Origin of the sequence: Bradyrhizobium sp. CCBAU 53415 (genome assembly GCF_028128735.1) — a bacterium.
Taxonomy (GTDB): Bacteria; Pseudomonadota; Alphaproteobacteria; order Rhizobiales; family Xanthobacteraceae; genus Bradyrhizobium.
In genome coordinates, this window is sequence record NZ_LBJF01000020.1 from 106535 (window position 1) to 119618 (window position 13084).

The window sequence follows — 13084 nt, forward strand, 5'->3', positions numbered from 1 at the left end:
CCCTAACGAATGTCGCCCTAGCAATCGGTCGACGAAGGGGAGAGCAGGGGTGCCGGGCGAGGCCGCCGCGCCCGTGAAAGGTGGTTGAAATTAAGGTGGGGAATCGGCTCGGCTTACCTCGGTAAGGTCCGTGAGAGCCCGCGCCGAGGCGCAGAAAAGATAAGCAATTACAAGAAGGTTGACAGGCACCCCTTCCGCCAAAGTAAATTCAAATATTTAAATGTGACCCTACCTGCCAACGCACAAACGAAGGTGCAATCGTTTCGGTGCGGCCATGACAGCGGTCGATATCGTCGGATCGCTTCTGTTGGTGGTGGTGCCGGCAGTCACGTTGGCTTGGCAAGAGAACCTCCTGCATAGCCAACCATCAAGGCCGCCATCGAGCAGCACGCGTGTCTTGAGACGCGCAAGTACCGTTCATCGGGTATTCAGCGCCTCCGCCATACGTTGTGCGGAGGGAGACGGATCATGATCATCAGCATTGCCGCGGCTGCGCTCGCCCTTCACGTCGGGACGGCGGTGGCACAGGACACTCCACCCGAGATTCAGACTGTCCAATACGGCGTCCCCGTCAGGCCGCCTCCGTGCGGCCACGGTTGGGACGTGAGCGCCCGCGATGGCATGTGCTATCCAAACGGGTACCTTCCTCCTCAGGAACAGGCCGCGCGGCAGTACTACTATCGCGGTGGTGGAGGCTACGGCTACGGCAGACATCGGGTCCCCTGTGGTAACGGCGCAGACGTCGATATTCGAGACGGTCAATGCTACCCCAACGGTACGGTGCCGCCGCAGTTTCAGCAGGGTCGACAGGGGTACTACGGCTACGACGACTACGAACGCCGCCCCAGACGCCGTTATTATTGAGAAGCCCGCCAGCGTGAGCCGGCGGGGCCCTGTGCGTCAGTTCTCACGGATCCGTTGAAGAAGCGGCAACCGCCGGACCAGGTCTTTGCCGGCTGGCTGTGCGCACTTGCGGAATGATTCGTCTTGCAATTGCGTCCGTCTGCTGGCGTAATACCGGGATTGCCGGGATCGTTTTGCATTCTTGTTATTTTGAGGTCGTGATGAGTATTTCTGATCGAACTCCCCATGCCGCCAACGTTCTGCTTCAACGCATCGCATTTCTAGAAAGTCAGATTGCGGAGTTGAGCGTCTTGCGAAATCGATTGACGCAAGCTGAGTTGCGCCGCTACCGCTTGAGTGGGCGAGCTTGCGTAAAGTCGACCGCACGCCGTCGGCGTAAGTAATCTTCCGCGCTCAGCCTGCAAAGAGTTGCCGCCCCGCGTGTAAGCCCAAGCCATGGGAAGGCGTGACGTTGCCCGGAAGTCATCCTGGGCCGGCAGAACCTTTCACAGCGGGCTGTGCATGTTCTTCTTTTTTCGAACCGGCTGGGGTGTCTCGGCTCGCTGCGGATCTCCGGCCTGATCACTTTCGCGCTACTCTTCCTGTTCGGGACAATCCGGTTTTGAAGCCCGGCACGGCAAATCAGCGGCGCGCCTGGCGCTCGCCGAAAACCAAAGACAGCAATGGAGCAGGGCGGCCGCTCAAAGTGATCTGGTAGCCCCTCTCGACGCGCCAGCCGGGAGGCATGTCCGCAGAGCCGCCCCGTTGCCGGTCACTTGAGGCGCTCGGAGCATCCCGGCGCCACCAACCAGCCGATTGAATAGCACGTCGGCGCAGCCGCCTTGTCAGCGGCGTGCCTGGCTGTCTCGGCTTGTGGATTCACCAACCCCAGGAGAACCGCGAACGCGGCCACAGCGCCGATGGTCGCGAGCGCGACCTTGTCAAGCGATGTGAAAACGGGACGGCGTTGATGCCCGTCGGGTGCAATGTGCTTCAATGAACGCAACTCTTACAAACGAGCGAAAAATGTAAATCAGCATCGGCGCGATCGCAAGCCCTGGTTGCTGGATGTAACACTGCTCGCGACGCCGTGAACCGGCGGGCCTGGGTGCCAGGGCCAGCCAAGCCGCCGCCGGCGAACCGACATGACGCCTTGGTCCGTATACCGATGATGCTCTCTTCCGCTGTGCGGCCGGCGCAGATCGCGTGTCGTCCGATGACGTCATTAACTTGCCGCTGCGCCCAAAACTCGCCGCTGCGCCCAAGTCCTTTCGCGGCGGAGGAGGGGACGCTCGAAGCTGGCTCGTCCCACACCCGATCCTGGACCCCGTTTCGTCCGGCGTTGAGACTTTCGGCGAACCGAAATTCTCAGCTCTTCGTATCAGCGCGCTTCAGCGCATCCCACGCGGCCTGGTTGGCCTGATCGAACGCCTTCCGGGATTCCGCGAGCGCGGCACTCAGGACCGACCAGGATTCACTGCCCGCCTGCTTCAGCTTCTGCAGACGTGCTTCCGCTTCAGACGCATCGGATCTCATCTGCTTGAGCGCGGCATCGACGTCGGCGGTGCGGGCTGTGGCCACCTTGCCCGCGGCCTCGCGGAATTTGTCCGCCGCTTCGCGCCAGGCCTTGGCCTGCGCCGCTGCAAGATCCTTGAACGTGGCCTGCTGCTGCTCGAACTGTTTGCCAGCGTCTTCGAAGAAGGTCTTCACCTGAGCTTCGAATCCGGCCCATTGCTTTTCCAGGTCTGTCTTGGCGCCCGCCCAAGCGGTTTCGCCCGCCTCCGCCTGGGTTTTGAGCAAGGCCTGAAACTCGTCGCGACGCGTCTTCAGGTCGGACAGGAATTGATCGGTCTTGACCTTGGACTCAGCCTTGGCCTGGCCGGCCCTGACCTCGAAGGAGGCCAATGCGGCATCCATTTCATCGATCCGCTCCTTGGCCCAATTGAGATAAAAATGCATGCTGCTCTGCTGTGACATGGCCGCCTCCGCTGATTGGCTCGAACTCAGGATTCCAGAGCCAGGGCTGGCTCATGTTGACCTGCCTCAACGATGTCGTGTTTTGAGGCCCGCGCGGCGCGAACACGGAAGGACGTGACGACGTGTCGAGAGATGACGGGACGAAGACGCTGCGAGAAGTGGGGTCCTCGAGATTGACCAGTCCCCCGGCCACGATGGTTCAGCCGATGGCGGCCCCTGAGCGGCCTCTTGATTTGGAGCGGGCGGCATCACGCATGTGGAGCACGAAGACGATAGCCGGGATCGTATCGATAGCCGCGGCGCTTCTTGGGCTGGCGCTGACCTGGTCGTACACATCCTTGAACGATTTCGCCGACGCAGGCCGCATTTCAACGCTCCTGTCTGTCTATTCGCAATCCATCTGGGGGCCATTCTTCGCGATCGCAGCTTTCGTCGTCGGCGGGCTGGTCGTGTTTCCGATTCTCGTACTCATTGCCGCAACCGCTGCTGCACTCGGGCCATGGCTGGGCTTCTTCACTGCGATGGCTGGCGCCTTGCTCAGTGCCCTTGTCCTGTTTTCAATCGGACGGGTGCTCGGTCGAGAACGCCTGCAGCATCTGCTCGGACGACGCGCAGGGCGCATCCAGGAACGCATTGTAGGCAAAGGCATCCTGGCCGTCGTCGTCATCAGGATGATTCCCGTCGCACCGTACACGGTGGTGAATGTCGTGGCTGGTGCGAGCACGCTGCCGCTTCGTGACTTCATGATTGGCACGCTGCTGGGTATCACGCCCGGGATTCTCGCCATGGCCGTTCTGGGAGCTCGGATCGCAGATCTGGCCAGGAATGCGTCCTGGAGCAACGCTTTCCTGCTCGCACTGGCGTTTCTGGGTTGGCTCGGGATCTGCGCGGGCGCGCAGTTCGTCGCGACCTGGCTCGCCGGGAGGCGCCAATGCGCTTCATGACGTGGAACGTGCACGGCACCTCAATCTCAATCCGAAATGCGATCTGGCGACTGCAAAAGACGTTGCGCCAGCGGGACTTAGCTACTGTGCATGGGGTTGTTTTCGCGGATTTTCATGTCCGCGCCTATGCCTTCGGCGGGGCCATGCGGAACTCTTTCCTCGCCGCCGGGTTGTCTCGTCATGACTGAAGACCTTTCCTTCCGACGCAAACCCCTGACCCCCGAACAGCGCCAGGCACGCGATGCCGCCCGCCGGATCGAGGCCGAGAAGGCCATGCGCGACCATGAAGCGGCGCAGAAGGCGTTTTATGCCAACAAGGAACGGCTGAGGGCCGAGCGGCTGGCGCGTGAAGCGGCGGCGCCGAAGGGCTGAGCGAACGCGCTCGCGGCCCAATTCCTGAATCGCTTCTCCCGGCGAATTGCGGCTCGCCAGTGCCGCATGGACAGCCCCTTTGAACGCGAGGCCAGCTTGAACGCCTCGACGGCCTCTGCAAATGCCCCGCGGCGCGATTGCGCCTCGATCGCGTCTGCAGGCTTGACGGCGTTCGCCTTCCGCCGGAAGCTTCAGCTTCCCAACTGACCTGAATCACGGAGACGTTTGCTTCCAGCCGGTCCGACACCCTTCAGCGAAGAGCGCAATGGAGCTGACCATGACCACGTTCGACAAGCGCGAGCAGGGCTTTGAGGCCAAATTCGCCCACGACGAGGAGCTCGTGTTCAAGGCCACGGCCCGGTCCAACAAGCTCCTAGGGCTCTGGGCCGCAGGCCAGCTCGGCCTTAGCGGCGATGCCGCGGCGGGCTACGCAGGGACGCTGGTGACGGACCATCTGGAGAACCGGACGATGGACGAGGTCCTGGACAAGGTGTCGGCCGATCTCGCAGGCAAGGGTGTCGCGCGCGAGGAGGTCGCCCAAAAGCTCCAGGAGTGTTTGCATCAGGCGTTGCAGCAGCTCGAAACAGACAGGTGAGGACGGCCGCCATGCCTTGTTCGGCATGCTCGCGCGCCGCGCCACGATCAGGCCGAGAAAGAGCGCAGTTGCAGCCAGCGTGAGCCGTAGATCGTCGGCAGCAACCCGGCCGCGGCGAGATCATGCCGTTACGTGCTATCGTGTCGCGCGGCCGTCGTACGGCATGGATCGGGAGGCGGGGAGTGTCTCGAAGCGGCTTTGGAAAATGGTTCGGCGGGATCGCGCTGGCTGCCGCGCTCGCAGTTGGGACCGGAGTTTCGGCGACACCGCTGACGCCGTTTCGCTACGAGGCGCAGGCGCAGCGTCATTGTCCGCACGACAGGGTCGTCTGGCTCGATTTCAGGAAAGGCGTCTACTATCGCAAGGGGCAGAAGCGATACGGCGAGGGATTTGACGGCAGCTTCGTTTGCCTGAACGAGGCCCGCGACGGCCTGTACCGCCGTTCGTTGTTGGGGCTGCGCTGAGCACGTGTGACCCCGCGCCAGCGGTCAACGGACAACGTTGCGCGCAGCATCGCGAGGGAGATTGCCGTCAGAGAATGAGAGAGGGACTTAGGCGAACGCCAGGGCTACGAGGCTCGAGCAGAGCAGCACCAAGCCGCCCGCGGTCAGTGCCAGGAAGCCATCGGATACGAAATCATGGTTGCGCATGGGACACCTGCCGCTCTCGTCCTCGATGCTCGATCGGATCGATCAAAATTGCCCGAACGTGCCGCCTTGAAAGAGGTGATGCTTGCCGCCCGCGCGAGTGCCTCAGGCCCTCGTGCGGTAACCTTCGAACGCATGGGCCAGGAAGATCCCCGCGCTTACCAGACCCATCAGTGCCGAAACCGTCTCGATCATCGTTAAAATTCCAATCCGCCCCTGCCATCCGAGAAAACGCGTGCGGCCTTGCACAGTCAAAAGAATTTCGGTGAGCGGCGTGACAATGGGGGTGGAGTGAGGATTTGGCGCAACAGCTTGTCCAGACCTGGCACAGAGCGGGGTGCGCAGGTTCCGTAGATCAGCGGGGAAAGCGAACCTGTCGTTTACCATCCCGGCGTGATCGCTGCGGGCTCCCCATTTCCGCCGTGTTCCGGTTGCGTTATCCTTACCACTTCCAACGCGGTGGTGGGCCGCCTCGGAATCAGAGGACCGGACAGCGCTCCCCGTTGCGAAAGCGGGTGAGGGATGCCTCCGGCAAAGTGGTATTTGGGGCGCATGGGGATCCGACGGTCAGATTCGGTTTTGCGAGCCGCGCGCGGTGTTGCGGTGGTCGCAACCTGCCTTGCGCTTGCCAACTGCGCCTCTTCCAACAAGTTCGCCAGCCGCGTTGATCCGAAATACGGCGTGTCCTCGAGCCCCCGGGTCGTGGCCTGGGGCGATCCCGTCCCGAAGGGCGGCGGCACCTACCGCGTCGGCAAGCCCTATGTCGTGGCGGGCCGGACCTACGTGCCGGAGGAGGACGTCAACTACCGCGCCGAGGGCATGGCGTCATGGTACGGCGACGATTTCCACGGCCGCTTGACCGCCAACGGCGAAGTGTTCGACATGACCTCGCTGACCGCGGCGCATCCGACCCTGCCGATGCCGTCCTACGCGCGGGTGACCAATATCTCGAACGGCAAGTCGCTGATCGTCCGCGTCAATGACCGCGGGCCGTATCACGGCAACCGCCTCATCGATGTTTCGAACAAGGCCGCCGAACTCCTTGAATTCAAAGGTAATGGCGTCGCCAGGGTTCGCGTCGAATATGTCGGCCGCGCGCCGCTCGAAGGCTCCGATGACCGCCAGCTGATGGCAACCTTGCGCACAGGCGTCCCGGCGCCGTCGCCCTCGATGGTCCGCGTCGCGTCTGCCAAACCCTTCGTGCCGGAATTGCCCTCGTCGAGCCGCGGCGCCATTCGCGGCGACATCCCGATGCCGGAGGGACGGCCCTACAATCTCGGCAACACGTCGGCCGACATGGCATCGCTCAATGCGACCTCGGACATGTCGGCGTCGAGCCGCAGCCGGGGCCGGGCGCTCCAGAACGCCCGCGCGGTGTCCTATGACGAGGACGGCCGCTACGCCGCCCGAAGCGCTGCCTCGACGGCCGATGGCGCTGCGGAGGCCCGGAGCATCCTGAGCGGCCGGGGGCTCTACTGAGCCGCGCTTTCCTTCAAGAACGTCACCAGGGCCGCGTTCACCTCGTCCGGCCGCTCCTGCTGCACCCAATGGCCGGCGCCCTCGATGATCAGCTTGCCCTTGAGATTGGGCAGCACCCGCTCGAGTTCGTTGACGCGCTTGGCCCCGATCAGCCCGGTGATCACCGCGTCTTTTGAGCCTGCGATGAACAGGGACGGCTGGTGAATCTGCGCGTCCTGCCAGGGCGCGGTCAGCTCCCAATTGCGGTCGATGTTGCGGTACCAGTTCAGCCCGCCGCGGAAGCCGGACTTGCGGAAGGCTTCGGTGAAATAGGCCAGATCAGCCTCGCTGAGCCAGGTGGGCAGCGGCTCTTCGGAGGTGGCGTGGCTGAGAAAGCCCTTGCCCTCATGCACGAACATGGCAGCGGAGGGATCGGCGAGGCCGCGCCCCCCAAGCACGATCCGCATGGTGCGGGCAACGTCTCGCTCGAGCTCAGCTTCGGCGACGCCGGGCGCCTGGAAATACTGCCAGTAGAAGTTGGTGATACCGCCCTGGCGCAACAAGTCGAGCGGCCTGCCGCGGCCGCGGAACGGCGGAGGCACGCTCAGGCCCGCGACCGCCGTGAAGAGGTCGGGCCGGAACAGTGCCGCGTGCCAGGCGACCGGTGCGCCCCAATCGTGGCCGATCACCATCGCCTTGGGCTCGCCGAGCGCCTGGACGAGACCGACCACGTCACCGACCGTATCGAAGATCGAGTAGGCCGCAACGTCAGGCGGCGCCGCGCTCTGGCCGTAGCCGCGCATGTCGGGGGCAACCACATGAAATCCGGCCTCGGCGAGTGCAGGGATCTGATGGCGCCAGGAGTAGGACAGTTCCGGCCAGCCATGGCACAGCACCACCAGCGGCCCCTGGCCGGCTTCGCGGACGAACAGCTCGACCCCGTTGGCCTTGATCATGCGGGTTGAGGACATTCGCTTTTCCGCCTTGTTTCAGGGGTTTGGTCGGGAAACATAAGGCGCCACGATAGGGGCGCGAGGAGAATCGTGCAATCTCGGGGGCAAGCGTCCAACCGCGTGTTGTTCGCATCTGTTCCAACTGTTAGAACGCCTCTCTCAGGGCTTCGCCATGGCATTTCGTCTTCCCTTGCTTCGTCGCAACCGGCTCACCGCCGGAACGCTGGCCCGCGGGCTGATTGCTGCGGCTCTGGTGGCGGGGATCGGCTGGGGCGGGACGATCCATGCCGCCAACCAGAGCGTCCAGGGCGCCAAGAAATCGGAAGAGGCCGGCTTCGATGGCGATGCCCCGACTGCGATCCTGATCGAAGCCTCCTCAGGCAGCGTGCTGTTCGAGAAGAACGCCGACGAGCTGCGTGCGCCCTCGAGCATGATGAAACTGATGACCGCCGAGGTCGTCTTCAATGCGATCAAGAAGGGCGACGTCAAGCTGACGGACGAGTACCGGATCAGCGAGAACGCCTGGCGCCGGGGCGGCGCGCCCTCGGGCGGCTCGACCATGTTCGCGGCCATCAACAGCAAGGTCTCGGTCGACGATCTCCTCCACGGCGCGATCATCCAGAGCGGCAACGACGCCTGCATCGCGCTCGCCGAAGCCATGGCGGGCAATGAGCGGATCTTTGCTGCCGACTACATGACCAGGCGCGCACGCGAACTCGGCATGACCAAGTCGACCTTCGGTAACTCCAACGGGCTGCCCGACCCCGCCAACAAAATGACGGTGCGCGAGCTCGCCATCCTCGCCCGGCATATCATTCTCGACTTCCCCGAATTCTACAAACTGTTCGGCGAGAAGGAGTTCACCTGGAACAAGATCCGCCAGTTCAACCGCAATCCGCTGCTCAATTCGATGGAAGGCGCCGACGGTCTAAAGACCGGCTACACCAAGGAAGGCGGCTATGGCATGGTAGGCTCGGCCGTGCAGAACGGCACGCGTCTGATCGTCGTCGTCAATGGACTGGAAGATCCCGAGGATCGCGCCACGGAAGCCAAGAAGATGCTGGAATGGGGCTTCCGCAATTTTGAGACCCGCATCCTGATGGCGGCCGAGCAGCCCGTCGGCTACGCCAAGGTGTTCGGCGGCGAGAGCCGCTCGGTCAAGCTCGTCGCCAGGACGCCGGTGAAGGTGATGGTGCACAAGAATGGCAGCGACAAGCTGATAGCGCGCATCGTCTATCGCGGCCCGGTGCGCGCACCGGTCGAGGCCGGCCAGCAGGTCGGCGTGGTCAGGGTCTGGCGCAGCGGCAACATCGCCGTCGAAACGCCGGTCTTTGCGGCCGAAGCGATCGGCACCGGTTCGACCATGCGCCGCGCGATAGACGGCGCCAGCGAGCTCGTGATCGGCATGTTCCGCGCGGGCGCCGAGAAGCTCTGATCATGAGTGAGAGCGCGGCACAGCGGCCGTCCGGACGCGGACGCTTCATCACCTTTGAAGGCGGCGAGGGCGCGGGCAAGTCGACCCAGATCAAGAAGCTCGCTGACCGCCTCAAGGCGGCAAAGCTGCGCATCCGGGTCACGCGTGAGCCGGGCGGCTCGCCGGGTGCCGAGATCATGCGCCATCTGGTCCTGTCGGGCATGGGCAAGCTGCTCGGCCCCGAGGCGGAGACGCTGCTGTTTGCCGCTGCACGCGATGACCATGTCCGCACCGTGATCCAGCCTGCGCTCAACCAGGGCACCTGGGTGCTGTGCGACCGCTTCGCCGACTCGACTCGGGCCTATCAGGGCAGCCTTGGCCGCGTACCGGCCGGCCTGATCAACGCCATGCAAAGGGTCACCATCGGCGATCTCAAGCCGGACCTCACCATCATCCTCGATTTGCCGGTCGAGATTGGCCTGCAACGCGCCGCCGCGCGCCGTGGCAGCGGCACGCCTGACAGGTTCGAGGCCGAGAAGCTGAGCTTCCACGAGGGTCTCCGCGAAGCCTATCGCAAAATCGCTGCGGAGGATCCCGCGCGCTGCGTGCTGATCGACGCCAATTCCGATCCCGACACGGTCGCCGGGCGCGTCTGGACCGCGTTGCGCGAGCGTCTGCTCCCGACGCCTGCATCGGTCATTTCAGCATGAGCCCGCGTCAGGCCGAGCGCGAAACCGCCATTCCGCATCCGCGCGAGACATCCCGGCTGTTCGGCCATCGTGAGGCCGAGGCCGCGCTGCTTGCGGCCTATCGCAGCGGGCGCATTCCACATGCCTGGCTGATCGGCGGGCCGCAAGGGATCGGCAAGGCAACGCTGGCCTATCGCATGGCGCGCTTCGTGCTCGCCCATTCCCAGCCGCTGGCACCCGCCGTGCAGCACGCCGAAGACCTTGCGATCGATCCTGACGACGCCGTTACGCGGCAGGTAGCGGCCGGCTCGCATGGCGGCCTGCTGGCGCTGGAGCGAACCGCCAATGATCGCGGCGTGATGCGCACCGTGATCACGGTGGACGAGACGCGCGAGACGATCGCGTTCTTTGGCTCGACCGCGGCAGCCGAAGGCTGGCGCGTCTGCATCGTCGACACCGTCGACGAGCTCAATCCAAACGCGGCTAACGCGCTTCTGAAGATTCTCGAGGAGCCGCCCCAGCAATCGCTGTTCCTTCTGGTGAGCCACGCGCCCGCGCGCGTGCTCGCCACGATCCAGTCACGCTGCCGCAAGCTGCGCCTGCGTTCGCTCGCCACGGACGACGTGATCGGGGCTGCAGCTTCGGCGGCCGAGCTTGATCCGAACGATCCTGCGCTGCGCGAGGCGGCGGAAGCCTCCGAGGGCAGCGTCGCACGGGCCCTGACGCTGCTCGGCGGCGACGCCCTGAAGCTTCAGCAGCGCACGGCGGCGCTGCTCGCGCGCCTGCCGCAGGTCGATCCGCGCGAATTGCACACGCTCGGCGATTCACTCGGCACCAGCGATCGCATCGCGCTTGCCGCCTTCATCGACGGCATCGACCGCTGGATCGCCGAGCGGCTGCATGCGGATGAGGCCAATGCCAACCAGAACCTGCCGCGCCTTGCGCGCCTAGCTGAGGTATGGGAAAAGATCGTCCGCGCCGCGCGCGACACCGAAACCTACAATCTGGAGCGCAAGCCGTTGGTTTTCTCGGTGTTCGGCTGGCTGGCGGACGCAACGCGCTAGAGCATGATCCGGAAAAGTGCAGAGCGGTTTTCCGGAAAGATCATGTGCAAAACAACAACCTAACGCAGGTTCGTTTCCAAATTTCGGACAAGCCGGTAAAGGAATTCGTGGTGGCAACGCGAGCTAGGAAGACCGTCAAACGCAAGAGCGGCAAGAAAGCTGCCAAGAAGGCTGCCAAGAAGGCTGCCAAGAAAGCTGCGAAAAAGACCGTGAAGGCGCGCGCGAGCAAGGCCGCCAGGAAGGTCAAGAAGACCAAGAAGACTGCCGCCAAGAAGAGCGTGAAGAAGAGCGCGGCAAGGAAGGCCGGCAAGAAGGCCGCGAAGAAGCAGGTCCTCGCCAAGAAGCCTTCGACGAATTCAGCGGCTAAAAAGCCGGCCGCGGCTCCGGCGAAGACGGTCGCGAAAAAGGCGGCGGCGCCTGCCGTGACCGCCGCACCGGCTCCTGTCGCCGCGCTGCCGAAGGCTGTGAAGCCCAAGGTATCGAAACCCAGGGCCCCGCGTGCGCCGAATCCCGTCGCCGCTCCGCAAGCCGCGGCGCCCATGGTCGCGCCCGCGCGCGACAACGTCTTCTACATCACGACCGCGATCGCCTATCCCAACGGCAGCCCGCATATCGGTCACGCCTATGAGGCGATCGCAACCGACGTGCTGGCGCGCTTTGCGCGGCTCGACGGCAAGGACGTGTTCTTCCTGACCGGCACCGACGAGCACGGTCAGAAGATGATTCAGACGGCGGCCAGCGAAGGCATGTCCGCCTCCGCGCTCGCGACCCGCAATGCCGGCCGCTTCAGGGAGATGGACGAGCGTCTGAACGTGTCGTTCGACCGCTTCATCCGCACCACCGAGGAGCAGCATCACCGCTCCAGCCAGGAGATCTGGCGGCGCATGGAAGCGAACGGCGACATCTATGCCGATACCTATTCGGGCTGGTACTCGGTCCGTGACGAGGCCTACTACGCCGAGGACGAGACGCGCGTGAACGAGGACGGCGTGCGCCTGGGTCCGCAGGGCACGCCGGTGGAATGGGTCGAGGAGAAGAGCTATTTCTTCCGTCTGTCTGCCTACCAGGACAAGCTGCTCAGGCTCTACGCGGATCACCCTGATTTCATCGGGCCGGACTCCCGCAAGAACGAGGTGGTGAGCTTCGTCAGAGGCGGCCTGCGCGATCTCTCGATCTCGCGTACGACGTTCGATTGGGGCGTGAAGGTGCCGGGCGACGAACAGCACGTGATGTATGTCTGGGTCGACGCGCTGACCAACTACATCACCGGCGTCGGCTTCCCCGATGAGAGCGACAAGAACTGGCGCTATTGGCCTGCCGACGTGCACATCATCGGCAAGGACATCATCCGCTTCCATGCGGTGTATTGGCCGGCCTTCCTCCTGTCGGCGGGAATCCCCCTGCCGAGGCGGGTCTATGCCCACGGCTTCCTGTTCAGCAGGGGCGAGAAGATGTCGAAGTCGGTCGGCAACGTCGTCGATCCCTTCAACCTCGCCGACCAGTACGGCGTCGACCAGATGCGCTATTTCTTCCTGCGCGAGGTGCCGTTCGGCCAGGACGGCAATTATAACCACGAGGCCATCGTGGCGCGTATCAATGCCGACCTCGCCAACGATCTCGGCAACCTCGCGCAACGTTCGCTGTCCATGATCGCCAAGCAGTTCGGCGGCGTGCTGCCCGAGCCCGGCGACTTCAGCGACAACGACAAGGCGATTCTGGCGATGGCCGACGGCATGATCGCCGCGTCGCGCGAGGCCATGGCGACGCAACAGATCCATCAATGGCTCAGCGCCGTCTGGGCGGTGGTCGCGGAGGCCAACCGCTATTTTGCAGGCGAGGCGCCGTGGGCGCTCGCCAAGACGGATCCTGCCAGGCAGAAGACGGTGCTCTACGTCACCGCCGAAGTCGTGCGCCAGATCGCAATTCTTGCTCAGCCAGCAATGCCCTCCGCCTCGGGCAAGCTGCTCGACAGCCTCGGCATCCCCGAAACCGAGCGCAATTTCGCCATGCTCGGCGGCGCCAGGCGTATCGTACCCGGTTCGACGCTGCCGGCGCCGATGCCGGCGTTCCCGCGCTACGTCGAGCCGGCGGCCTAAAGCGCGATGGGATTTGGATGAATCGTCATCGC

13 protein-coding genes are annotated in these 13084 nt (G+C 64.0%); 11 read left to right on the plus strand and 2 right to left on the minus strand.

Going from position 1 to position 13084, the window contains the following annotated elements; genetic code table 11:
- The first annotated feature begins 468 nt into the window (after positions 1 to 468).
- Positions 469 to 864, plus strand: coding sequence for a hypothetical protein (locus XH87_RS12985; protein WP_157461111.1), 396 nt, complete (start codon positions 469 to 471; stop codon positions 862 to 864).
- Positions 865 to 2211: 1347 nt separating this feature from the next.
- Here the strand turns inward: XH87_RS12985 and XH87_RS12990 are convergent.
- A complete protein-coding gene (locus tag XH87_RS12990; protein WP_271587569.1) occupies positions 2212 to 2820 on the minus strand; it encodes a hypothetical protein in 609 nt (202 codons plus the stop codon).
- Between the two features lie 254 nt (positions 2821 to 3074).
- On the opposite strand from XH87_RS12990, the gene XH87_RS12995 reads away from it, so the two are divergent.
- The 6 genes from XH87_RS12995 to XH87_RS13020 all read left to right on the plus strand — a co-directional run bounded on the left by XH87_RS12995 (position 3075) and on the right by XH87_RS13020 (position 6857).
- Positions 3075 to 3764, plus strand: coding sequence for a TVP38/TMEM64 family protein (locus tag XH87_RS12995; RefSeq protein WP_271587570.1), 690 nt, complete (start codon positions 3075 to 3077; stop codon positions 3762 to 3764).
- The gene (locus tag XH87_RS13000; protein WP_271587571.1) at positions 3752 to 3952 is read left to right on the plus strand and encodes a hypothetical protein; all 201 of its coding nucleotides are present in this window, start codon (positions 3752 to 3754) and stop codon (positions 3950 to 3952) included. Before XH87_RS12995 ends, XH87_RS13000 begins: the two co-directional genes overlap by 13 nt.
- Positions 3945 to 4136, plus strand: a complete 192-nt coding sequence (locus tag XH87_RS13005) for a hypothetical protein (protein ID WP_061881641.1) — start codon at positions 3945 to 3947, stop codon at positions 4134 to 4136. Before XH87_RS13000 ends, XH87_RS13005 begins: the two co-directional genes overlap by 8 nt.
- Before the next feature lie 277 nt (positions 4137 to 4413).
- Positions 4414 to 4731, plus strand: a complete 318-nt coding sequence (locus XH87_RS13010; protein ID WP_271587572.1) for a DUF1476 domain-containing protein — start codon at positions 4414 to 4416, stop codon at positions 4729 to 4731.
- A 182-nt stretch (positions 4732 to 4913) separates the two neighbouring features.
- On the plus strand, positions 4914 to 5195 hold the full coding sequence (locus XH87_RS13015; protein WP_271587573.1) for a hypothetical protein: 282 nt from the start codon (positions 4914 to 4916) through the stop codon (positions 5193 to 5195).
- A gap of 735 nt (positions 5196 to 5930) precedes the next feature.
- Positions 5931 to 6857: a septal ring lytic transglycosylase RlpA family protein gene (locus tag XH87_RS13020; RefSeq protein ID WP_271587574.1), complete on the plus strand. Its 927-nt coding sequence runs from the start codon at positions 5931 to 5933 to the stop codon at positions 6855 to 6857.
- Here XH87_RS13020 and XH87_RS13025 read toward each other — a convergent pair.
- Positions 6851 to 7807, minus strand: a complete 957-nt coding sequence (locus tag XH87_RS13025; RefSeq protein WP_158668312.1) for an alpha/beta fold hydrolase — start codon at positions 7805 to 7807, stop codon at positions 6851 to 6853. The genes XH87_RS13020 and XH87_RS13025 overlap by 7 nt on opposite strands.
- A 154-nt stretch (positions 7808 to 7961) precedes the next feature.
- Here XH87_RS13025 and XH87_RS13030 point away from each other — a divergent pair, with 154 nt between their 5' ends.
- From XH87_RS13030 to metG, 4 genes are all read left to right on the plus strand, one after another.
- Positions 7962 to 9224, plus strand: a complete 1263-nt coding sequence (locus tag XH87_RS13030) for a D-alanyl-D-alanine carboxypeptidase family protein (RefSeq protein WP_271587575.1) — start codon at positions 7962 to 7964, stop codon at positions 9222 to 9224.
- Between the two features lie 2 nt (positions 9225 to 9226).
- The gene (gene tmk / locus XH87_RS13035) at positions 9227 to 9913 is read left to right on the plus strand and encodes a dTMP kinase (RefSeq protein WP_035713276.1); all 687 of its coding nucleotides are present in this window, start codon (positions 9227 to 9229) and stop codon (positions 9911 to 9913) included.
- Positions 9910 to 10956, plus strand: coding sequence for a DNA polymerase III subunit delta' (locus XH87_RS13040; RefSeq protein WP_271587576.1), 1047 nt, complete (start codon positions 9910 to 9912; stop codon positions 10954 to 10956). The genes tmk and XH87_RS13040 overlap by 4 nt, the downstream gene beginning before the upstream one ends.
- Positions 10957 to 11066: 110 nt before the next feature.
- On the plus strand, positions 11067 to 13052 hold the full coding sequence (metG, locus tag XH87_RS13045; RefSeq protein ID WP_271587577.1) for a methionine--tRNA ligase: 1986 nt from the start codon (positions 11067 to 11069) through the stop codon (positions 13050 to 13052).
- Positions 13053 to 13084 lie beyond the last annotated feature (32 nt).

Bases quoted from the DNA above. Each gene is read 5' to 3' on its own strand.
- XH87_RS13010 (WP_271587572.1), top strand. From the start codon at position 4,414: ATGACCACGTTCGACAAGCGCGAGCAGGGCTTTGAGGCCAAATTCGCC.
- XH87_RS13040 (WP_271587576.1), top strand. From the start codon at position 9,910: ATGAGCCCGCGTCAGGCCGAGCGCGAAACCGCCATTCCGCATCCGCGC.
- XH87_RS13005 (WP_061881641.1), top strand. From the start codon at position 3,945: ATGACTGAAGACCTTTCCTTCCGACGCAAACCCCTGACCCCCGAACAG.
- XH87_RS12985 (WP_157461111.1), top strand. From the start codon at position 469: ATGATCATCAGCATTGCCGCGGCTGCGCTCGCCCTTCACGTCGGGACG.
- XH87_RS12995 (WP_271587570.1), top strand. From the start codon at position 3,075: ATGTGGAGCACGAAGACGATAGCCGGGATCGTATCGATAGCCGCGGCG.
- tmk (WP_035713276.1), top strand. From the start codon at position 9,227: ATGAGTGAGAGCGCGGCACAGCGGCCGTCCGGACGCGGACGCTTCATC.
- XH87_RS12990 (WP_271587569.1), bottom strand. From the start codon at position 2,820: ATGTCACAGCAGAGCAGCATGCATTTTTATCTCAATTGGGCCAAGGAG.
- XH87_RS13025 (WP_158668312.1), bottom strand. From the start codon at position 7,807: ATGTCCTCAACCCGCATGATCAAGGCCAACGGGGTCGAGCTGTTCGTC.
- XH87_RS13030 (WP_271587575.1), top strand. From the start codon at position 7,962: ATGGCATTTCGTCTTCCCTTGCTTCGTCGCAACCGGCTCACCGCCGGA.
- XH87_RS13020 (WP_271587574.1), top strand. From the start codon at position 5,931: ATGGGGATCCGACGGTCAGATTCGGTTTTGCGAGCCGCGCGCGGTGTT.
- XH87_RS13000 (WP_271587571.1), top strand. From the start codon at position 3,752: ATGCGCTTCATGACGTGGAACGTGCACGGCACCTCAATCTCAATCCGA.